This is a genomic window from Acetobacterium tundrae (assembly GCF_008086615.1).
GTDB classification, from domain to species: Bacteria; Bacillota; Clostridia; order Eubacteriales; family Eubacteriaceae; genus Acetobacterium; species Acetobacterium tundrae.
Genome location: NZ_RXYB01000014.1, coordinates 1 through 22,806 on the forward strand (window position 1 = coordinate 1; position 22,806 = coordinate 22,806).

The 22,806-nt window shown below is 40.5% G+C and carries 18 protein-coding genes; 2 read left to right on the forward strand and 16 right to left on the reverse strand.

Annotation, left to right across the window (positions count from 1 at the left end):
- Positions 1–4 precede the first annotated feature (4 nt).
- From prfA to uvrC, 4 genes are all read right to left on the reverse strand, one after another.
- Entirely contained in the window at positions 5–1,075 is a 1,071-nt protein-coding gene (gene prfA, locus FZC40_RS11335; protein WP_148604421.1) for a peptide chain release factor 1, read from the reverse strand.
- A gap of 100 nt (positions 1,076–1,175) precedes the next feature.
- The gene (locus FZC40_RS11340) at positions 1,176–1,952 is read right to left on the reverse strand and encodes a phosphatase (RefSeq protein WP_148604423.1); all 777 of its coding nucleotides are present in this window, start codon (positions 1,950–1,952) and stop codon (positions 1,176–1,178) included.
- A 25-nt stretch (positions 1,953–1,977) separates the two neighbouring features.
- Complete coding sequence (gene hprK / locus FZC40_RS11345; RefSeq protein ID WP_148604426.1) at positions 1,978–2,955, reverse strand: HPr(Ser) kinase/phosphatase; 978 nt, start codon at positions 2,953–2,955, stop codon at positions 1,978–1,980.
- 89 nt (positions 2,956–3,044) lie between these two features.
- Positions 3,045–4,877, reverse strand: a complete 1,833-nt coding sequence (uvrC, locus tag FZC40_RS11350; RefSeq protein ID WP_148604428.1) for an excinuclease ABC subunit UvrC — start codon at positions 4,875–4,877, stop codon at positions 3,045–3,047.
- A gap of 133 nt (positions 4,878–5,010) precedes the next feature.
- Between uvrC and FZC40_RS11355 the strand changes: the two genes are divergently transcribed.
- Complete coding sequence (locus tag FZC40_RS11355; protein WP_148568207.1) at positions 5,011–5,259, forward strand: hypothetical protein; 249 nt, start codon at positions 5,011–5,013, stop codon at positions 5,257–5,259.
- Between the two features lie 329 nt (positions 5,260–5,588).
- A complete protein-coding gene (locus tag FZC40_RS11360) occupies positions 5,589–5,789 on the forward strand; it encodes a cold-shock protein (RefSeq protein WP_014356887.1) in 201 nt (66 codons plus the stop codon).
- Positions 5,790–5,865: 76 nt separating this feature from the next.
- Here the strand turns inward: FZC40_RS11360 and FZC40_RS11365 are convergent, their stop codons facing one another.
- The 12 genes from FZC40_RS11365 to metK all read right to left on the reverse strand — a co-directional run bounded on the left by FZC40_RS11365 (position 5,866) and on the right by metK (position 22,781).
- The gene (locus FZC40_RS11365; protein ID WP_148604430.1) at positions 5,866–6,033 is read right to left on the reverse strand and encodes a FeoB-associated Cys-rich membrane protein; all 168 of its coding nucleotides are present in this window, start codon (positions 6,031–6,033) and stop codon (positions 5,866–5,868) included.
- Between the two features lie 24 nt (positions 6,034–6,057).
- Entirely contained in the window at positions 6,058–8,079 is a 2,022-nt protein-coding gene (gene feoB, locus FZC40_RS11370) for a ferrous iron transport protein B (RefSeq protein WP_148604432.1), read from the reverse strand.
- Positions 8,080–8,158: 79 nt separating this feature from the next.
- Positions 8,159–8,383: a FeoA family protein gene (locus FZC40_RS11375; protein WP_148604434.1), complete on the reverse strand. Its 225-nt coding sequence runs from the start codon at positions 8,381–8,383 to the stop codon at positions 8,159–8,161.
- 298 nt (positions 8,384–8,681) lie between these two features.
- A complete protein-coding gene (uvrA, locus tag FZC40_RS11380) occupies positions 8,682–11,495 on the reverse strand; it encodes an excinuclease ABC subunit UvrA (RefSeq protein WP_148604436.1) in 2,814 nt (937 codons plus the stop codon).
- Positions 11,496–11,518: 23 nt separating this feature from the next.
- Positions 11,519–13,495, reverse strand: a complete 1,977-nt coding sequence (uvrB, locus tag FZC40_RS11385) for an excinuclease ABC subunit UvrB (RefSeq protein WP_279233335.1) — start codon at positions 13,493–13,495, stop codon at positions 11,519–11,521.
- Between the two features lie 184 nt (positions 13,496–13,679).
- Entirely contained in the window at positions 13,680–14,879 is a 1,200-nt protein-coding gene (locus tag FZC40_RS11390) for a S41 family peptidase (protein ID WP_148604438.1), read from the reverse strand.
- 197 nt (positions 14,880–15,076) lie between these two features.
- Positions 15,077–16,228 carry a murein hydrolase activator EnvC family protein gene (locus FZC40_RS11395; protein WP_148604441.1) on the reverse strand — a complete coding sequence of 384 codons (1,152 nt, stop codon included), beginning with the start codon at positions 16,226–16,228 and terminating at the stop codon, positions 15,077–15,079.
- A gap of 50 nt (positions 16,229–16,278) precedes the next feature.
- Positions 16,279–17,196, reverse strand: a complete 918-nt coding sequence (ftsX, locus tag FZC40_RS11400; RefSeq protein ID WP_148604443.1) for a permease-like cell division protein FtsX — start codon at positions 17,194–17,196, stop codon at positions 16,279–16,281.
- A complete protein-coding gene (gene ftsE / locus FZC40_RS11405) occupies positions 17,186–17,875 on the reverse strand; it encodes a cell division ATP-binding protein FtsE (RefSeq protein ID WP_148604445.1) in 690 nt (229 codons plus the stop codon). The genes ftsX and ftsE overlap by 11 nt, the downstream gene beginning before the upstream one ends.
- A gap of 380 nt (positions 17,876–18,255) precedes the next feature.
- Positions 18,256–19,533, reverse strand: a complete 1,278-nt coding sequence (locus tag FZC40_RS11410) for a murein hydrolase activator EnvC family protein (protein ID WP_148604447.1) — start codon at positions 19,531–19,533, stop codon at positions 18,256–18,258.
- Positions 19,534–19,978: 445 nt separating this feature from the next.
- Positions 19,979–21,259 carry a murein hydrolase activator EnvC family protein gene (locus FZC40_RS11415; RefSeq protein WP_148604449.1) on the reverse strand — a complete coding sequence of 427 codons (1,281 nt, stop codon included), beginning with the start codon at positions 21,257–21,259 and terminating at the stop codon, positions 19,979–19,981.
- A gap of 343 nt (positions 21,260–21,602) precedes the next feature.
- Complete coding sequence (gene metK, locus FZC40_RS11420; RefSeq protein WP_148604451.1) at positions 21,603–22,781, reverse strand: methionine adenosyltransferase; 1,179 nt, start codon at positions 22,779–22,781, stop codon at positions 21,603–21,605.
- Between the last annotated feature and the right edge of the window lie 25 nt (positions 22,782–22,806).

Below are 22,806 nucleotides of genomic sequence, written 5' to 3' on the forward strand. Positions count from 1 at the left end.
GGCTTTAGGAATGTTGCTTTAATTTCTCGGCCTGATCACTTGTGACCAGGGCATTGATCATTTCATCGATGTCCCCATCTAAAAATGCTTCCAGTTGATAAACCGTCACCCCAATTCGGTGATCGGAAATCCGTCCCTGGGGAAAGTTGTAGGTTCTGATCCGTTCACTTCTGTCGCCGGTACCGACCTGACTTTTCCGGTCTTTTGCTATTTCACTTGCCTGCTTTTGCTCTTCTATTTCTAATAACCGTGCTTTTAGAACTTTCAAGGCTTTTTCTTTGTTTTTCAACTGTGATTTCTCATCCTGGCAAGTTACCACCATACCCGTTGGCAGATGTGTGATCCGAACGGCGGAATCGGTCGTGTTGACACATTGTCCCCCATTTCCAGAAGATCGGTAAACATCCACTCTTAAATCGTTGGCACTAATATCAATTTCAACATCTTCGGCTTCCGGCAGTACTGCTACCGTGGCTGTTGACGTATGAATTCGTCCGCCGGATTCGGTGGTTGGTATCCGTTGGACACGATGAACGCCGCTTTCATACTTTAATCGACTGTAGGCCCCTTTACCTTCTAATAGAAAAATAATTTCTTTAATGCCGCCGATGTCCGGGATACTTGAACTCAAGATATCACTTTTCCATCCTTGTCGCTCTGCATATCGGGTGTACATTCTAAACAGATCTCCGGCAAATAAGGCGGCTTCGCTGCCGCCGGCGCCAGCGCGAATTTCAACAATAACATTTTTGTCATCATTGGGATCCTTTGGCAGTAGCAGCACTCTTAATTCTTCTTCCTGTTGGATGCTTATCTCTGTTAATTCTTCAAGTTCAGCTTCTGCCAGTTCTATGAAGTCTTTGCTTGAATCTTTATCCGCCAACATTTCCTTGGCCTCTTCAATGCCTGTCAATGTTTTCGAATATTCATTGTATTTTTCAATGATTGGTTCGATGTGTGATTGCTCTTTCATCAGCTTTCGCCATTGGTTCTGATCCGCAATCACCTCGGGATCACTGATCTTTTTATTTAATTCAGCATATTGTCCTGCCAAAAAGTCTAATTTATCTAACATATTGCTCCTTATTTCTTCTTATTTTTCTTCTTAAGTTTTTATATTAATCATCAATGTGACTAACCCACCAGGCCAACACGCATTAAAATAGACCTGATCTTTATTTTATCACAGTTTCATCCTTTTTCAAAAACAAATCTTGGACGATCTTTTCCGCAAAGAGAGTTCGACCTTTGTTTTCTAAATAATCAATGAGACGCTTTGTCTCAAGATTGATGATCAATTCATCCGGAAAATCAACCACATCAAGTAACTTGTCCACATAGGTGAAATCGCCAATATCTGTTGCAAAGTGAGTATCCGTTCCCAGTATCACCGGGATCTCCAATTCTTTGCAGCGGTTTGCAATCCATTCGCAGTTTGGTTTGGAACCTTTTCTAACAAAAAATGAACCATTGTTGATTTCAATCAGGGTATTGTGCTTTTTGGCATCCTGAAGAATTACTTCATAATCCAGTTCATACGTTGGATTTCCCAAATGACAGATAAAATCTACATTTGGATTGGCAATTGCTCCCAATACCGCACTGGTATTTTCATTTTTTGTTTTCGGCTTAAAAGTGGGGGTATGCAATGACGCTGAGATGATTTCCAATCTTTGAATAAACGGCATCGGAATATCCGTATTTCCATCGACATCCATAATATTACTCTCAATTCCTTTAAGCAGTTTTACATTATTCAATTTCCCGGGAATAACTCGATAATTGGCAAAGAATAACGGGGTGGGTGCTCCCGGAAGTTCAGGTCCATGCTCGGTGATACAAATCATTTCCAAATTCTTTTTTGCGGCAGCTTCAATTAGTTCCAATATTGTGTTGTAAGCATGTCCGCAGGCTAAGGTATGGGTGTGTGCGTCCAATACATAATTTCTCATTTTTTCTTTAATTTCCTTCCCTGTTTTACTTTTCTGTATTTTGTTTCTCTTCGTTTTCTTTTTTCTGCAATTCTCTTTTTTCGACCTCAAGTTCGTTTTGATGGGCAACCCGATCACAGAATACTTGAGCGGAATGATAACCGTACTGTTTTGTGCGATTATTGATGGCTGCCGTTTCAATAATACAGGCTAAATTTCGGCCTCCTGATACCGGGATCATGACCTTGGGTATTTCGATCCCCAGAATATCAACTTTTTCTTCATCCAGTCCCAAACGATCATAGGGTGAGCGATCATCCCAGTTCTCCAACTGAATGACCATATCAATTTCCACCACACGCTTAACGGCTCTGGCACCGTAAAGAGTTTTGACATCGATAATCCCGATGCCTCTGATTTCCATAAAATGCTGCAGCAATTTTGGTGCTGTTCCCATTAGATGATTGTCCCGGATCCGTTTGACTTCGACAACATCATCGGCAATCAGACAGTGGCCGCGTTTCACAATTTCCAGAGCCGTTTCACTTTTTCCAATTCCACTGGGGCCGGTAATCAAAACACCGACACCGAACACCTCTACCAGGACCCCGTGCAGACTGACCGTTGGCGCCGATAACTCATCCAGATAGCTGACCAAATGATAAAAAAGCGAAGTGGTGTGTTCTTTGCTTTTTAGCAGAATACGCCCATATTTTTTTGCCGCCTCCAAAAAAAAGTCTGTCTCTGCCAAATCCCAACAAACAATAAAGCATGGAAATTCATAAGCAAAGAAATCATCAATTCGCTGCTTTCTTACCTCAATATCAAGATCGAGCAGATAAGCCACTTCAACCTTACCAATTACCTGAATTCGATCTGAATCAAAATAATTATAATAGCCATGCAGTTGTAGTCCCGGTCGATTAATGCCGCTGTCACTCAAGTCTAATTCACTCGTCTGGCAATAGATTTTTTCCAAATTCATTTCTTTGCAAAAATCATCTAAATTTACTTTTCCATTCATTTTTTTCTTGTCTCTTTTCATTGATCTATCGGTTATTAATTTACCCAAATTATTCTACCTCAAAGTTTAATCATATCAAAGTGTTTTCATTAATCCTGATGAAAATATTCAGATATTGCCTGGGCTGTTTTTTCCGACATCCCGGGGATTGCCATTATCTCTTCCATATTCGCATTTTTTATATTATTAATATTCCCAAAATGGGCCATGAGTGTCGCTCGTCGTTTTTTTCCGATTCCTGGTATTTCTTCCAACCGCGATGCCAGCATTTCTTTATTTCTAAGGACCTGATGATACCCCAATGTGTAACGATGAACTTCTTCTGATACTTCAAAAAGAAATACGCCCAGCGGCGTTGCCTTTTTTAAAGCAACTTCGCTACCTTTATAAAAAATTCCCCGAAGTCGATGGTGGTCATCTTTCACCAGGCCGCAAACAGCAATGCTCACGGGATAGAGAGAAACGATGCTTTCTACCGCGGCGACATGCCCCAAACCGCCATCGATCATCATGATTTCCGGAAGGGGCAAAAAGGTGTTTGTTTCCTGGACTTTCATCGCTCGTTCCATCCTGCGAAACACCATTTCCTGCATGCTTGCATAATCATTTTGGCCTTCAACCGACTTTATTTTAAAGCGGCGGCATGCTTTTCGATTTAACTTACCGTCTTCAAAAACGACCATCCCGCCGACATTATTCGTTCCACTGATATTGGAAATATCATAAGCCTCAATGCGCTTTGGTATTTTTTCCAATTCTAAAAGATCCGCCAATCCCTCCAGACGACTTTTTGACCGCTCTTCCTTTTGTCGTTTTTCCAGTAAATGCTGTTTCAAGGCAAGATCAGCATTTTCTGCCACCATTTCCAGCATCTTAATTTTTTTTCCTCTTTGGGGGATATGGAGCTCAATCTTTTTTCCCGCAGTTAGACTTAACCATTGTTCAATGGTTTTTTCATCCTCCATCGCTTCTCTTAAGATGATTTCTCGGGGAATAAATCCACAGCTTGAATAATATTGCTTGACAAAACTTTCCATGATTTCAGAAAGTTTCACTTCGGCAATTCCTTCCAGGAAAAAATGATCACGTCCCATGAGTTTTCCCTCCCGAACATGAAATACTTGAACGCATCCCATATCGTCTGCCATCGCCATCGCAATAAAGTCCTGATCCTGTTTGGTATTCGATATAATTTTCTGTTTTTCAACAATATGTTCAATACCGGATATTTGATCTCGAAGCATTGCCGCCTCTTCATAATTTTGGCGCATTGCCGCTGAATTCATTTTATCCTTGAGTATTTTAATCAGATTGGGGTGTCGACCATTTAAAATATCTAAAATCGATTGAATATCCTGACCGTATTTTTCCATGGATACATTTCCCCGGCACGGGGCCTGGCACTGACCGATATGAAAATTCAAACAGGGTCGGCCAATTTTTTTTCCAAAAACAACCTGACGATTACAGGTTTTCAAAGGATATATTTTTAATATCGCCTCAATGGTGTTTTTTACGGCAAACGCACTGGTAAAAGGGCCAAAATACTTACTGCCGTCTTTTTTGTATTCCCGGGTCATCATAATTCTGGGATAATCTTCATTGATTGTTACTCTGATCCAGGGATAGCTTTTATCATCCTTCAGCAGTATGTTGTATCGGGGCATATGGTTTTTGATTAAATTGCATTCCAGTATCAGCGCTTCCATTTCGGAATCTGTTACGATGGTTTCAATTGTTTCAATATGTGAAACCAGCACCGCTGTTTTAGATGTAAGATTGTGGGGAGAATGAAAATACTGACGCACCCGATTACGTAGGTTTATAGCTTTACCGACATAGATAATCTCCCCCTGATTATTTTTCATCATATAAATCCCCGGACTCTGGGGCAGTTCTTTTAATTTGTCTTTATCATACATTGTTTTTTCACCTTAGCTGTTTTATCTTAAAATAATCTTTTTTTTATATTTTCCTGTTTATTTCCCTATTAACTTTGGTATAATAGTAATACTATTTAAACATCAATTGATTTTAAAGAAAGGAAGTGTTACCATGTTTGAAAAAATAACCCTTGATGGCCACAATACCTTAGTTTCTTTCGGCAATTTCGAAGTGAAAATTGTTCCGAAAATTTACGGTGGTTTTACTTTAACTAAAACGGTTAAAGACAACCCTTTTAAAATTATCGAAATACGTGAGATAAGACTTCCAATTTCAGAAAAAGAAATTATCAAGGAAGCAAAAGAGCTTTTGAAACGAAATTATGAATCGATTGACTTCAATAAGTATTGTATCACATAAATCTTGAGTTCTGCTTTTTTTGACTGAATTGTACTGCTTAAAACATAGTCCTTGTTTCTATCATTATGCTAAAGATTGAGCATGACCGAAACAAGGACGGACGTTTTATCGAGACCCTTCTGATTCTCGCACTTGTCTTAACTGAAATAAAGTATTCGCGAATCCATTTGACAAAGCTTCTTATCTGCTATATACTGAAAGAGAATTAAAGTGTATTTATTGATTTCACATATTTTTGAAAGTCATTTCTTACGTTTAGATGATTTTCAAAAATATGTGTTTTTCTTTTTTGCATCACGATTTATATTAAAATGTAGGAGGTACCTAAAATGAATAATGGTACAGTAAAATGGTTTAACGAGGAAAAAGGTTTTGGTTTTATTTCTGTAGATGGTGGCGAAGATGTCTTTGTACATTTCTCTGCAATTATTGCTGACGGACGTAAAAACCTTGTTGAAGGACAACGTGTAACTTTTGACACCGAAAAAACTGATCGTGGCTTACAAGCTACAAATGTTTTTATTGCATAGTTTCATCATTTAAAAATCCCCCCGTCGTTAAAACGATGGGGGGATTTTTATTGCCCGGATATTTCTTCCGGGACAATTAACACTTATCTTTTTCTGAAGATTCTGTTCCCGTCTTGCAACCGGGGCAGCTTCCCCCTTTACAGCCTTCGCAGGAAAAATCTCCTGATTTCATTTTCTTAACCTTTTTAAAAATAATATAACCGGCCGCGCCTAAAATTAAAGCTGCCAATATCCATGTAACCATTTTCAATCCTTCTCTCTAAACCCTTTAAATAAATATTCTGCTCCCCACCTGATAGATGATTAAAGAAATCATATAGGCTAAACCAAGTTGGTATGCTACTGCGAAAAAAAAGTCTCGCCAGTTTCCCAGCTCTTTTCTCATGGTGGCCAGGGCCGCCATACACGGTGATGCCAACAAAATAAAGATGACAAAACTGTAAGCCGATACTGGTGTGAAAATCTGGCTGATTGCCAGTGTCAGGCCGCCCGCCTGACCAGCGGTCAAGACACTTAATGTACTGATAATCATTTCTTTGGCGGCTATCCCCGTCAGCAAGGCAACGGATGCCATCCAGTTTCCAAAACCCAATGGCGCAAAAATGGGGGCAATCACTTTACCAAAAGTGGCTAAAATGCTTTCATCTGCAGATTGTACCATTTGAAGGCTTAGCGTAAAGTTTTGTAAAAACCATAACACGACTGAGGCCGCAAAAATAATGGTACCTGCCCGGACCAGGAATTCCTTGATTCGCTCCCATACCTGAGTCAGGGTATTTTTCATTTTCGGCAAACGAAACGGTGGAATCTCCAGAAGATAACCTGAATCGGCCCCTTTAAACCAGGTTTTTGAAAGGATAAAGCCGGATGAGAACACCACAATCAAACTGATCAGGTATAAGGAAAACACCAGCAAGGTTTGATTTGTTGTGAAAAACACTGAAGCCATCAGAATATAGATCGGCATTTTTGCGCCACATGAAATGAACGGGGTCAATACCGCAGTTAATTTCCGTTCCCGTTCATTTTCCAGAGTACGTGTTGCCATAATCCCCGGCACCGAACAGCCTAATCCAACTACCATGGGAATAAAAGATTTTCCTGATAAGCCAAAATGTCGGAAAATCCGATCCATGATAAAAGCTACTCTTGCCATATATCCGCTGTCTTCCAAAATAGAGATAAAAAAGAAAAGCGCCATCAACTGCGGTACAAAGGTTAAAACAGCGCCAACCCCGGTAATAATGCCATCATTTATCAGGGCAATGATCCAGTCGGCGGCGCCGATACTTCCCAGTCCTGCAGCAATATTAACAATCAGCACGTCCTTAATGAACCACGTAATTCCGCCGATGGTTACTTGCCCAACCAACGTAATGGATACATAGTAAATGATAAACATAAACAGAAAAAAGATGGGTAAAGCCGCATAGCGATTCATTAATACCTTATCTAGCTGCTCCTGAAATTGCTGGGCATTTTCTTTTGTTTTTCTGGTTGCCAGATTAATTGTCGCGGTAATGAAGCGGTAGCGGTAATCGGCAATGGCGCTATCGACATCATTACCGGAAAACACTTCAATCTTTTTTCTTGTTTTCTCAATGTCTTCCAATAATATCGAACAATCATCAATCTTCGACAGGACTTCATCATCTTTTTCGATCAGTTTTACTGCCCGAAAAATTCTGGGATAGTCTGGCAACACATTGGGAAACTTGTTCTGAAGCAAATTTTCAAATTCCTTAAATATTTCATTGATTTGTTCCGGAAATATTTTTGGGAATTCCTGTTTTTTATCGTTTTTAACGATCCTCTCAACCATTTTAATCAGGCCATCAATCCCCGTTTCCTGTTGGGCCGATATTTCTACAAAGGGAAACCCGAACAATTTTTCCAACGCATCGGCATCAATTTCCACGCCTTTTTTCTGCACCACATCCATCATATTGAGGGCTCCGACCATCGGACAATCCAGCTCCATAAGCTGGGTTGTTAAATAAAGATTCCGCTCAATGTTTGAAGCATCAATGATATTAATAATGAGATCCGGACGCTCTTCCAGCAGAAAATTTCGGGATACAATTTCATCCATGGAATAGGGGGCCAATGAATAAATTCCTGGAAGATCCACCAATGTTATCTTTTCCGAAGTATTTTTCAGATCTCCTTCTTTTTTTTCAACTGTCACGCCCGGCCAGTTGCCAACGTATAGATTACTGCCGGTGAGACAATTAAACAGTGTGGTCTTCCCTGAATTTGGATTTCCCGCCAAGGCAACCTTAAATTTCATATTTTTCCTCGTTTCCATTTTTATGCATAGTATTTTGTTTTTAGACAACGAAGCCACCTTGAAAAAGGTGGCTATTTTGCTACTGAACCATTAAAATGTTTGCGGCGTCTTTTTTTCTTAGACTTAAAGCATAGCCTCTCAGTCGAACTTCAATGGGATCCCCAAATGGAGCTGTCTTATTAACTTCAATTTCAACGCCGGGTGTAACACCCATATCCATTAGTTTACGTCGCATTAAACCCTCAACCGCAATAGCGCCGACACAAGCTTTTTGTCCTGGTTTTAAATCTTTTAATGTAAACATAATAAACACCTCCATATTGTCTTTTTCAAGCCTCAAAATCAAGATCGGCCATCACCATATATGATTGTAATATGGTTATTTTGCCATCCCTCATTTGTTAGTCTTATTATACTTTAATTGAAAACCATTGTCAATTAGATTTTATATCTATTTAAGTTTTTTTAAGGCAAGTCTAACTTATTTTTATGCCCAAACAACGCGCAAAAACAAATCCCGGAGACAATGACTGATGATTGTCTCCGGGACTTGTAGCTTAACAGCCTCAACAATTAGCTAAAAGCCATCTTATTAATAGGCATTAACGCTTTGCTAATATTTTTTTCAGATATTGTCCGGTGTAGGATTCAGGTGCATTTGCAACTTCTTCCGGCGTTCCTGTTACAACAACAGTGCCGCCGCCATCTCCGCCTTCGGGACCCAAATCAATGATATAGTCCGCTACTTTTACAACATCCAACTGATGTTCAATGACAACCACGGTACTGCCGCTGTCTACCAGGCGTTGGAGAACAATAATCAGTTGATGAACATCGGCAATATGAAGGCCGGTTGTCGGCTCATCCAGGATGTATAATGTTTTTCCGGTATTTCTTTTACTCAATTCCGTTGCCAGTTTAATCCGCTGGGCTTCCCCGCCGGATAATTGCGGCGAAGGCTGACCTAAACGAACATAGCTTAAACCGACATCATAAAGAGTTTGCAGTTTGTCTTTTATCTTGGGAATATTAGCAAAAAATTCCAGCGCTTCCTCAACCGTCATATCCAATATATCCGCAATGTTCTTTCCTTTATACTTAACTTCCAGCGTTTCCCGATTGTACCTTTTTCCGTCACAGACTTCACAGGGAACATAAACATCCGGCAGAAAATGCATTTCGATTTTCATAATGCCATCACCGCTGCATTTTTCACACCGTCCACCTTTTACATTAAAACTGAATCGACCTTTTTGATAACCACGTGCTTTCGCTTCCGGTGTCTTGGTAAAAAGATCACGAATCAGATCAAAAACGCCAGTATAGGTCGCCGGATTGGATCGGGGGGTTCTGCCAATCGGTGACTGGTCGATATCAATAACCTTGTCGATGGTTTCGACCCCCTCAATACCGGTGCATTTACCCGGTTTTTTCAAACTCCGATAGAGCTTTTTAGCAATTTCTTTATAGAGAATTTCGTTTATCAACGTGCTTTTCCCTGAGCCGGAAACTCCGGTAACACAGATGAATTTGCCTAATGGAAACGTAACATCGATGTTTTTGAGGTTGTTTTCCCGGGCGCCAATGATCTTTATCTGCTCACCATTTCCATCCCGCCTTATTGACGGGATGGGGATTGACTTTTTTCCGCTGAAATATTGACCAGTAACCGATTCCGGAACCGCCATTATTTCTTCCAATGTTCCCTGGGCGACGACTTCGCCGCCGTGCACCCCTGGACCCGGGCCGATATCGACAATATAATCAGCTTCCTGCATGGTTTCTTCATCGTGTTCTACCACAATTAGGGTATTCCCCAAATTGGTGAGACGACGCAGAGTTTCCAGCAGTTTGCGGTTATCTCGCTGATGCAGTCCGATACTTGGTTCATCCAAAACATAAAGGACGCCAACCAAACCGGAACCAATTTGCGTAGCAAGGCGAATCCGCTGTGATTCGCCGCCAGATAAAGTTCCGGCATTTCTTGAAAGCGTTAAATATTCTAATCCCACATCTTTAAGAAAACTCAATCGGGCTTCAATTTCTTTGAAAATTGATTTACCAATCATGATTTCCCTTGAAGTCATTTCCTGGGTTTTGAAAAATGGCAGTAACTGCACCACCGACATATCAGTAATTTCAATGATATTTTTCCCATGAATGGTCACGGCCAGACTGGTCGGATTAAGCCGCTTGCCGTTACAGGTCGGACAGGGTGTTTCGGACATATACCGTTCAATCAGGCTTCTCATCCGCTCTGAAGTTGTTTCGATATAGCGCCGTTCCATATTTTTGATCAGACCTTCAAAGGTTGATGAATAGGTTCCGGAGAACTTTCCTTCATAGGCAATCTCCACCACCTCGTCACTGCCATACAGCAGCGCCTTTAAAAACTCCGGACTGGCATTTTCAATGGGTTCATCCATTGAAAATCGATGTTTTTCCGCCAGTGATTTTATCATATTAAAATAATATTTTGAATCGCTTTTCAAGCCAAAAAATTTAATTGCTCCACCCGGAATTGATAAACTTTTATCCGGTATCAATAAGTCAGGGTCTACCTGCTGATGAAAACCCAGTCCGTGGCAATCCGGGCACATGCCGAAGGGGTTGTTGAATGAAAAGGTCCGGGGTTCCAGGGTGTCCATGGCAATTCCGCAATCAGCGCATGCCAGCTTTTCACTGAAAAGCTTCTGTTCTTTCCCAATCACATCACAAATCACCAGACCGCCGGAAAGCTTCAAGGCTGTTTCAATCGAATCTGACAAACGCTTCCCTAGGTTGTCTTTTGCAATCAAGCGATCCACTACCACGTCGATGGTATGTTTTTTGTTCTTTTCCAGATTGATTTCGTCAGTAACTTCCATCGGTTCCCCATCAACAATCATTCGCACAAAACCTTCTTTTTTAATATGCTCGATGATTTTTTTATGCTGTCCCTTTTCTTTTCTGACAATGGGCGCTAAAATCTGGAACTTGGTTTTTGGCGGAAGGGTGAGAATGGCATCGACAATCTGATCCACCGACTGGGATTCCACCACTTTCCCACACTTTGGACAATGAGGAATCCCGATTCTGGCATAAAGCAAGCGCAGATAATCATAGATCTCTGTTACGGTTCCAACCGTTGATCGCGGATTTCGATTGGTTGTTTTCTGATCAATGGAAATCGCGGGAGACAGTCCGTCAATACTTTCCACATTTGGTTTTTGAGACTGGCCTAAAAACATTCGTGCATAGGAAGAAAGGGATTCCATATAGCGACGTTGTCCTTCCGCATAAATTGTATCGAATGCCAGGGAGGATTTCCCCGATCCGCTCACTCCGGTTAAAACCACCAGCTGATCCCGGGGTATTTTTAAACTGATATTTTTTAAATTGTGCTCTTTTGCACCTTTGATATCTATAAATTTCATGTTTCTCCTTAAATCGATGGCTGCTAATTATTAAGATGTTTCAACCAATGAATTTCGTCTCGCAGTTTAGCCGCTCGTTCAAATTCCAAGGCTTCGGCAGCGCTTAACATTTCTAATTCCAATTCTTTAATCTTATTCTCAATCTCAAAGGTCTGACCTTCAACTTCATAGGTTTCCTGATTCTCGGCAACCTTAGTGGCTTCAATAATATCTCGGATACCCTTTTTTATCGAGCTGGGGACGATGTGATGTTCCTCATTGTAGGTGGTCTGGATGGCCCGGCGTCGATTCGTCTCACCGATGGCGCGCTCCATTGACGGTGTCATTTTATCTGCATACATGATGACATGCCCCTCAAGATTTCTGGCTGCCCTTCCAACCGTTTGAATCAGTGCGGTTTCTGATCGCAGAAAGCCTTCTTTGTCGGCATCTAAAATAGCTACCAAGCCAACTTCCGGCAGATCAAGACCTTCCCGCAAAAGATTGATACCGACAAGCACATCAAAAGTACCGAGACGTAAGTCACGAAGAATTTTCATCCGATCGATGGTGTCGACATCTGAATGCAGATAATTAACTTTGATCCCATTTTCTTTAAGATAGTCCGTCAAATCTTCGGACATTTTTTTTGTCAAGGTGGTAACCAATACGCGATTGCCTTTTTCTGTCGTGGCATTGATTTCTCCCAGCAGATCATCAATCTGACCGTTAACCGGGCGCACCGTAATTTCCGGATCAATAAGGCCGGTTGGCCGAATAATTTGTTCGACGATTTTCTGGCTGTTCGCTTTTTCGTATTTGCTGGGAGTCGCGGTGGTAAAAACAATCTGATTGATTTTTCCTTCAAACTCCTGAAAATTCAGGGGACGGTTATCATAGGCTGAAGGTAATCGAAAGCCATAATCTACCAGATTCTTTTTTCGGGCTTGATCGCCAGCATACATTCCGCCAATTTGAGGAATGGACACGTGGGATTCATCCGCAATCATTAAAAAGTCTTTGGGAAAATAGTCAATGAGTGTGTAGGGGGGTGAACCTGGCGGCAGCCCATTAATGTAACGGGTATAATTTTCTATGCCATTGCAGTATCCCATTTCACGGAGCATTTCAATATCATAATTCGTTCTTTGCAGAATACGCTGAGCTTCTACCAGCTGATTGTTCTTCGTGTATTCATCGTACCGCAATCGCAATTCGTTTTGTATCTCAGCGATCGCTCTTTCAATATTTTCCGGAGTTGTGGTATAGTGGGACGCCGGAAAAATGGATACGTGATTGAGTTCTCCGTATATTTCGCCGGTCAGGGTATTAATTTCCGTGATCCGTTCTATTTCATCTCCAAAGAATTCCAGTCGCACCGCTTTTTCTGAGGATGCTGCCGGAAATATTTCCAGAATATCCCCTCTGACCCGAAAATTGTTTCGTTCGAAGGCAATGTCATTTCTGGTGTATTGAATATCGACTAATTTTCGGATGATGGCATCCCGATCTTTTTCCATTCCCGGACGTAAAGAAAGCACCAGATTCTCATAATCAATCGGGCTGCCTAATCCATAGATACAGGATACGCTGGCCACGACTATGACATCTCCTCTTTCAAACAGCGAGGCGGTGGCCGAGTGCCTTAATTTATCAATTTCATCATTAATGGATGAGTCTTTTTCGATAAAAAGATCGGCATGCGGCACATAAGCTTCCGGTTGGTAATAATCATAATAACTTACAAAATATTCAACCGCATTATCTGGGAAAAAGCTCCGAAATTCGTTGGTTAGCTGCGCAGCGAGGGTTTTATTATGGGCAATCACAAGGGTTGGTTTTTGGACTGCTTCAATGACTTTCGCCATGGTATATGTTTTACCTGAGCCGGTTACACCTAACAGCGTTTGGAATTTCAATCCTTCTTTTATCCCTTTTGTAATTTCTTCAATGGCTTTTTTCTGATCACCTTTTGGTTCATATTCAGAAACAACCTTAAATGGGTTTTTCATTTTTTTCATCAGCGCCCTCCAATCAACGATCTGAACATTCGTTCTATTATCTTACCATAGGATATTATTTATGGCAATTAGTAACCTTTCTAAATTAAAAGAAATTCAGATTTCCGATTTTCTTTTAAATATAAAAAGCACACCACGCGGGTGTGCTTAAATAATCGACCAATTATTGATCATTTTTATTAAATCAGTTTGTGCCACCAAGATCTGCCAATGCTTTTTGCAATTGAACGTCTTGTTCATCGGTAAAAGCATTGTTTTTCATATAATCACTGGCATCAATGACGTCATTAGGTTGCAAACCAATTTTATTGATGCTATTGCCATTGGGCGTAAAATATTCTGAATTCGTGATTTTTATACCACTGCCATCAGCCAGACTGATTACTTCCTGAACGATGCCTTTTCCAAAAGATTTTGTTCCAACAAGGGTTGCCGCACCGGTATCTTGAAGTGCCCCTGCCAATATCTCTGAAGAACTGGCCGAGCCTTCATTAATCAATACCACCATCGGCAAAGCTAATTGCTGCGTCGCATCCGAATTATATTCGGTCTTCTTTCCTGCTTTATCAACGGTATAAACAACCACTGTCTGGCCCAATAATCGATCGGCAATATTCACCGCCTGTTGTACGCCACCACCGGGATTATTACGCAAATCAATCACCAGCCCGGTAATATTTTGTGCTAATAATGCGTTAAGCTGGGTGTCAAAATCGGTAGCGGTATTATTGCCAAATTCACTGATCTGAATATAACCCTTATTTCCGATCACCCGTGAACCAACCGTTTCGACTTGAATGGCTTTTCTAACCAGTACCAAATCGATTGTTTCTTCACCTCTGAGGATGGTCAGCGAAACGCTCGAATCTGCTGGTCCCTTAACCTTCGATACCACGGCCTCAGAACCGATGGTACTGACATCCTCTCCATCCACTTTAACAATCCGATCGCCGGTTTTAATTCCCGCTGCCTCAGCCGGGGTTCCCTTTTGCGAGGCAATCACCGAGGTATGACCTTCGTCATCTTGTGTCACAACAACACCGATTCCATCATATTCCCCGGTCGCCATTTCCATGAAATCACTGTATTCATCTTTTGTAAAATAAGTGCTGTAGGGATCACCAAGGCTATCATACATTCCTTTAATGGCACCATCCATCATCGTATTATCATCAGTATCCTTATAATAATCTGCGGAAATTTTGTTTTTTAGTTCAATTAGCTTTTTTATTCCATTGGCAGTTTCTTTGCTATCGACATTTACGATCAACTTATTACCCAACAAATAGTTTCCTGTTGTCGCCATCGTAAAGGTGAAAATATTTGTGAGAACCAACAACACTGCAATAATAATAATTAGTTTTTTCTTTAATTTCTTATCCATATTCCTCCTTACAAGCCATTGCTTATCGATTAATATAGCCACCAGAAACGCGCGGCCTAAATTTTTCTGTGTTTCTTAACCCGTCTCAAGTGAGTGATGCACTTTTCAACTTATTGTTTTTTGCACAAAATATAACAGGAGAAAAGAATCACGATTCTTTTCTCCTGTTCTTTATTTTCTATTTTACTTTTAAACTCTTAAAAGTAACCCATAGGATCGACAAAATCTCCGCCAACAAGGATTCCGAAATGACAATGCGGTCCGGTAGAATTTCCCGTTGAGCCAACCAATCCAAGGACATCGCCCCGATTAACCGTTTGTCCGGCAGATACGTTTATTTGACTCATGTGACCGTAATAAGCCTGCATACCGTTACCTAAGTCGATAACAACACAATTTCCATAACCGCCGTTCCAACCAGCAGAAATAACCGATGCATTACCCATCGCTAAAATTGGTGTTCCGGTAGAAGCACCAATATCTACTCCCTCGTGGTATCCGGTGTATGGGTCTGTACGAGGTCCGAAGGGGCTTGTGATCTCGCCGCCGCAAGGCCATGTGTAATTACCAGAAGGTACAAAGGAAGTATTGCCGCCAGTCGTTGAACCATTAGCAGCATTTGCTGCATTCGCTGCCGCTACTTCTGCCGCAATCTGTGATTTTAGATTTGCTGCGTCAGCTGTTTCAGCATCAAGAGCCGCTTGAGCCTGGGCTATGATCGCTTTGTTTTGAGCAACAAGCTGATCCTTTTGTGCTTTAACCTGCTGTTGTTGTGCTAATTGTGTTTCCTGTTCGGCTTTTTTGCTAACCGTTGCCAGTCGATCTGACTCAATGCTCGCTTTTTTATCAGCTATCAGCTGCTTCGTTTCTTCCAGAGCAGTTAATGCTTCTTTATCCGCTTCAACAATATATCGGGACATATCTACCTTTGAAACAAAATCGGAAAAACTGGTAGAAGAAAACAAAAATTCCATGACACTCCCGTTTCCGTACATATACATCGTACGGACACGCTCATCCATTGCCGTTTCTTGTTCGGCCCGTTTTGCTTCGGCAGCATCCAACTCCACCTGGGTCTGCGCAATGTTTGCTTCTAATGCTGCAATATCGGTGTTGATGCCATCGATCACGCCGCTGATTCGACTCATTTCTGCATTTGCATTTGTAATCTCAGTTTCTATGCCATCAATTGTCGTTTGTGTCATATCAATTTGATACTGTGCCGCTGCAGCTCTGTCATTGCTGGCAGCCAATTGGTCTGAAAGCGACTCTGCATTAACTGGTGAAACCACAATGCCCAGCATAATGATGGTCCCCAATATGCCTGATACAATTCTTTTTTTAATCATCCCACTAATCCTCCTGATTTCAAACCACTTCTTTTCAATTTAATCATTTTTTATACGTCCAAAAATTTGCGAATTGCAAATATACTGCCAAGAGCTCCAATTAATCCTCCGTAGATCAGAAAAAAGTAGATGAGTTTTCCCATTACAAGATCAGGTGATGCCAGAGTTGTACCGACGGGCAGAAAAGAACTTCCGCTTAAAAGACCCAACACATAATAGTATGCGATTCGAATAACCAAAAATGCAACAATCGCGCCAATAAGACCTAACAACGTTCCTTCTAAAATAAAAGGTGATCGAATATAATTATTGGTTGCCCCCACATACTTCATAATCCCAATCTCTCTACGCCTGGCAAATACTGTTAATTTAATCGTGTTATAGATGATAAAGATTGAGATGATGGACAAAACAACCAGAACGACCAGACTCAATGTATTGGTGAAGTTACTAAAGTTCACCAGTACCTGAACATATTCTTCTCCATATTTCACATATTCAACACCTTTATCTTTAAACGTCATTGCCAAGGTTTGAACCGCTTCAAGATCATTTGGGTCTTTAACATGAATGATAAAGGATGCCGGCATTGGGTTGTTTTGAGAATTATAACCGCTTAAAAGCGATGAATACTGATCCAGACTTGCTGAAAATTTATCTAATGCTTCCTGTGAACTCTCAAATGTGACACTCTCAATCATGTCACTATCTTCTAGTGCCTGCTGAACCGTAAGCTTTTGGGCATCTGTATAATCAGATTGAAGAAAAACTTTAAGTTCAAGCCTGGATTCTACGTCTTTTGTTAATTCAGAAACATTAATGGTTAAAATTAAAAAAATACCTAAAATAATCAAAGCGGCAATAACAGATAATATTGATGCCGCACTCATCAGATTATTTCGTTCAATACTTTTTAACGTATCACGAACAACATTTTTGGGCATTGTTTTTATTGAACTAAACTTCATATCCGTACCTACCTATTGCATCATCAACTGTGAGCGCACCATCTTCCAGGGTTAATACGCGTTTTTTCATAACATCAACGATCTCGCGATCATGCGTAACCACTACAATTGTCGTTCCACGTCGGTTTATTTCTTCTAAAATACTAATAATTTCATATGAAGTTTCAGGATCCAGGTTTCCGGTCGGTTCATCACAAATGAGGATAGTTGGATTATTAATAATCGCTCTGGCAATAACCACGCGTTGCTGCTCACCTCCTGAAAGTTCATGCGGATAATGGTTGATCCGATGTGATAGGCCAACCATGTCCAGAGCTAACGGTACACGCTTACGTATCTGTTTTTCTGACTTTCCAATAATCTCCATCGCGTAAGCGACATTCTCAAACACGCTCTTATTTTCTAAAAGACGGAAATCTTGAAAAACAATGCCCATTTTGCGTCTCAAAAATGGTATCTCTCTTTTTGAAAGATTGGCAATATTGTAGTTGTTGATAAAAATCGAACCTTGTGTTGGCTCTATTTCTCTTAAAAGAAGCTTAATAAATGTCGACTTACCTGCTCCGCTCCGACCAACAAGAAACACAAATTCTCCCTTGTCAATAAACAAACTCACATTTTTGAGTGCATCACTCTTGTTTTTTTCATAACTCTTGGTTACATTTTTAAATTCTATCATATTCTATTTTTCACTCCCAGGATGCATACCATCCGTATTCATTTTTGCACGACATTTTAACACATCAAGTTACATTATATCTTAATGCTCTTTTAGTAAACTCTCGTTATTTTAGTTCTATTTTGATGGAATGTGAAAGACTTCTAATTTTGCCAGCTTTCATCATTTGCTGCTAAATCAGGCGCTTGCTAATTAATGTATTTATTTTAGCATACTTTCTCATTAATTTCATTAAAAAAATAAATTTTTTGTAACAAATGTAACTTATTTTGATCAAAGCTTCTCAGAATAAATTAAACCCATAAAAAAAAGAAAAGTTGGTTTCTTTTGGGACCAATCTTTTCTCTTTTTCTTTATCTAATTTTCACTTGTAATTTTCACTAAAAATAATTGTATGGATCAACTGCTGTTCCGTAAAGTCGCATTTCAAAATGACAATGCGCCCCAGTAGAATCTCCGGTACTTCCTACCGCACCAAGTGTTTGTCCCATGCTGACAGTATCGCCTCCCGAAACACTAATCGAACTCATATGTCCATAAACCGCTGATAATCCATTTCCAATATCCACAATAACACAGTTGCCATAACCACCGTTCCATCCTGCTGATATAACCGTTCCATTACCTGCGCACGCAATAGCTGCTCCATAAGAAGCTCCTATGTCAACACCAGAATGGTATCGGATTGTGCCAGGGCTAAGTGGATCATCACGATTTCCAAAGAGACTGGTAATTTCTCCTCCGCAAGGCCACTGATACCCGCTTGAGTAAATTGGAGGTGCTGTTGATCCGCCATTGTCCGTACTGCCAGTATTTCCGCCGCCAGATTCAGTACCATCACCTGAGCTATTTCCGGTATTATCAGAGCCACTGCTTGAATTATCAGTAGAACCACTGCTTGCCGTATTATTCTGTGCAACCTGTGCAGCCTGCGCAGCTTGTGCTGCATAATAAGCCTGAATTTGATTTTCAATGTCGGATGAAGTTGCTGCTTCAGAATCTTCAATTGCTTGATATTCTGTTAAGACCGTTTGATTTTGCGCCAGCAATTGATCTTTCTGTGCTTTCACATCTTCTTGTTGACTTAACGCAGCTTCCTGTTCGGTCTTTTTCTCAACTGTCTTTAGTCGATCGGCTTGAATACTCTGTTCTTTTTCATCAATGACTTTTTTTGTTTCTTCAAGAGCATTCAACGAATCCTTATCGGCTTGAATAATGTAACGAGACATGTCCACTTTCGTTACAAAATCCGAGAAATCAGTGGAAGAGAACAAAAATTCAATGACACTGCCATTGCCATACATATACATGGTTCGTACCCGATCACTCATTGCTGCTTCCTGCTCGGCCTTTTTCGCCTCTGCTATCGCTAATTCTCCCTGAGTTTTTGTAATATTCGCTTCTAAACCTGAAATGTCCGTATTGATTGAATCAATTTGACCACTGATCTGACTAACTTGAGTATTAACTTTACTAATCTCTGTTTGAATACCATCAATGGTATTTTGAGTCATATCTACCTGATATTTAGCAGCTGCTTGCCGTGCACTGCTTTGTGCCAACTGCTCAGTAAGAGAAGTAGCATTAACGGGTACTGCCAAAAATGCCAAAACCAACGAACCAGTAATTATCCCTGATATGATTTTTTGTTTTTTCATTTTACCCCTTTTTTTCACAACTTTTTAATCATTATGAAGCTATCTGAATTTTAATTTATCATATTATTTTTGTAACAATTGTATTATAACACATGAAGGGCGATATTAAAACCGAAAACAATAGAAATATTTAAAAATATTTTATCTGAAACATGGATGAATCCTATGTTTTTTCACTTCGAATTGTTCTTAAAGACTTTTTGAGTTTCGGGTCTTTGACAGTTTTACATCAAATAAAATCCTGCAAAGTCAACTGTATCAAGACTTTTCAGGATTTTGTTTTCGTTTAAGTGTTAAACTCTGGTTTTTTTTTTAGCATACTTTTTTTATTTTTATAACAAATGCAACTTATTCCATCTAAATTGTATAAGAATATAAAAGAAAGAGAAAAGATGGTTTTTTCTGTCCCAATCTTTTCTCTTTTTTCATTCTCAACCACAATTATTTAAAAATAATTGTATGGATTAACAGGCGTTCCGGAAAGCCTTATTTCAAAATGAAGATGCGGACCAGTGGCATCTCCGGTACTTCCCACCGCACCGATTGTTTGTCCTATGTTAACCGAATCACCTGATGAAACATAAATAGCGCTCAGATGACCGTAAACTGCAGCTAATCCATTTCCAACATCCACAATAACACAATTGCCATAACCACCGTTCCAACCAGCAGAAATTATCGTTCCATTTCCCATACATGGAACCGGTGTTCCTGTAGAAGCTCCTATATCAACGCCAGCATGAAATTCCGATGAGCCAGGATCATTGGGATCATCACGATACCCAAATGGACTGGTGATTTCTCCATTGATAGGCCACTGATACCCACTTGAATAACTTGGCGGGGTTGTTGATCCGCTGTTATCTGAACTACCAGTATTTCCGCCGTCAGATTCATTTGCGCCATCACCGGAACTGTTGCCGGTATTATCAGAACCACTGCTTGAATTATCGGTAGCACCATTGTTTGCCGTATTATTCTGAGCAACTTGTGCTGCTTGTGCTGCTTGTGCTGCATAATAGGCCTGAATTTGATTTTCAATGTCAGATGAGGTTGTTGCTTCAGCATTAACTTCATCCTGATATTGAGTTAATTGCGTTTGATTTTGTGCCAACAGTTGATTTTCTTGTGCCTTCACATCCTCTTGTTGGCTCAGTGCCGCCTCTTGTTCCGATTTTTTCTCAACCGTCGCTAATTGATCGGCTTGAATACTCTGTTCTTTTTCATCAATGACTTTTTCTGTTTCGGCAAGAGCATTGAGCGAATCCTGATCGGCTTGAATAATATAACGAGACATATCCAATTTTGTTACAAAATCCGAGAAATCTGTCGATGAGAACAGGAATTCAATAACACTGCCATTGCCATACATGTACATGGTTCGCACACGCTCACTCATGGCTGCTTCCTGCTCGGTTTTTTTCGCCTGTGCTATCGCTAATTCTTCCTGGGTTTTTGTAATATTTGCTTCTAAAGCTGAAATGTCCGTATTGATTGAATCAATTTGACTGCTGATCTGACTGACTTCAGTATTTACTTTACTAATCTCTGTTTGAATACCATCAATCGTATTTTGAGTCATATCAACCTGATATTTAGCATCCGCTTGTCGGGCATTGCTTTGCGCCAACTGATCAGTCAGAGAAGTAGCATTAACGGGTACTGCCAAAAATGCCAAAACCAACGAACCAGTAATTATCCCTGATATGATTTTCTGTTTTTTCATTTTACCCCTTTATTATTCGTTTATATTTTTTATAAAAATATCTGAATTTTTAATAATCATATTATTTTTGTAACAATTGTATTGTAACATATGAGGGGCGATATTAAAACAGGAAACAATCGAAATATTAAATATTTTGTCTGAAACTGAAATGGATCCTTCGTTTTTTCAGTTCGAATTGTTCTTGAAAACTTTTAGTATTGCTTCAAACCTTTTGATAAAGTAAAAGTCCTGGAGACAATCGTAACATCAATTGTTTGCATGATGACGAACCGGCCGCCGGTCCGAACATGTAGCAGACAACGATTTACGCTTGTCTCCAGGACGAATTTGTTACAACTTTTTACAAATTACTTTTCAGCTTTTCGACCATATCAAGTCGTTCCCATGGCAAATCAATATCGGTACGTCCAAAGTGGCCGTATGCCGCTGTTTGTCTATAAATCGGAGCCCGCAGGCCAAGATTTTTAATAATGGCCGCCGGTCTGAGATCAAAATATTTATTAATCAATTCAATGATTTTGTCTTCTGATATTTTCCCCGTTCCAAATGTATCAACATGAATGGAAACTGGTCTCGCAACGCCAATGGCATAAGCCAGTTCAACTTCACATTTATCCGCCAAACCTGCCGCAACAATATTTTTGGCAACATGTCGCGCTGCATATGCTCCCGAACGATCCACTTTTGTCGGATCTTTTCCTGAAAAAGCACCGCCGCCATGTCGGCCATAACCGCCGTAAGTATCGACAATAATCTTTCGGCCGGTTAAACCGCAATCTCCCTGTGGTCCGCCGATCACAAATCGTCCCGTGGGATTGATAAAGTATTTGGTATCATCATCCAATAATTCAGCCGGAATCACCGGTTTTATGACCTTTTCAATCATATCCTCCTGGATCGTCTCAAAGGCAACATCAACACTGTGCTGAGTGGAAATAACAATCGTATCGATTCGGGTTGGAACCCCATCATTGTACTCAACAGTTACCTGAGTTTTTCCATCTGGTCGTAAATAATTAACCAGCTTCTCTTTTCGTATATCGGATAAACGTTTGGCCAGCTTATGCGCCAATGAAATTGGCATTGGCATCAATTCTGGGGTTTCATTGCAGGCAAAACCAAACATCATGCCCTGATCTCCCGCTCCGGTAGACAGGTCCAGTTCGTCACCTTCCCCATTTTTCGACTCTAAGCCTTCGTCAACACCCATTGCGATATCACCGGATTGTTCATCAATGCTGGTAATAACTGCACAGGTATCACAGTCGAAACCATATTTCGCACGGTCATACCCAATTTCTCGAACCGTATTACGCACGATTTTGGGAATATCTACATAGCAGGATGTTGTAATTTCACCGGCAACCACCACTAAACCGGTCGTGACCATCGTTTCGCAGGCAACCCGAGCTGTCGGGTCCTGTTCAAAAATAGCATCGAGTACCGCATCTGAAATCTGGTCGCACATTTTGTCTGGATGCCCTTCGGTAACGGATTCCGAGGTAAATAATTTTTTCATCTGTTTCTCCTTTTGAATAATAATG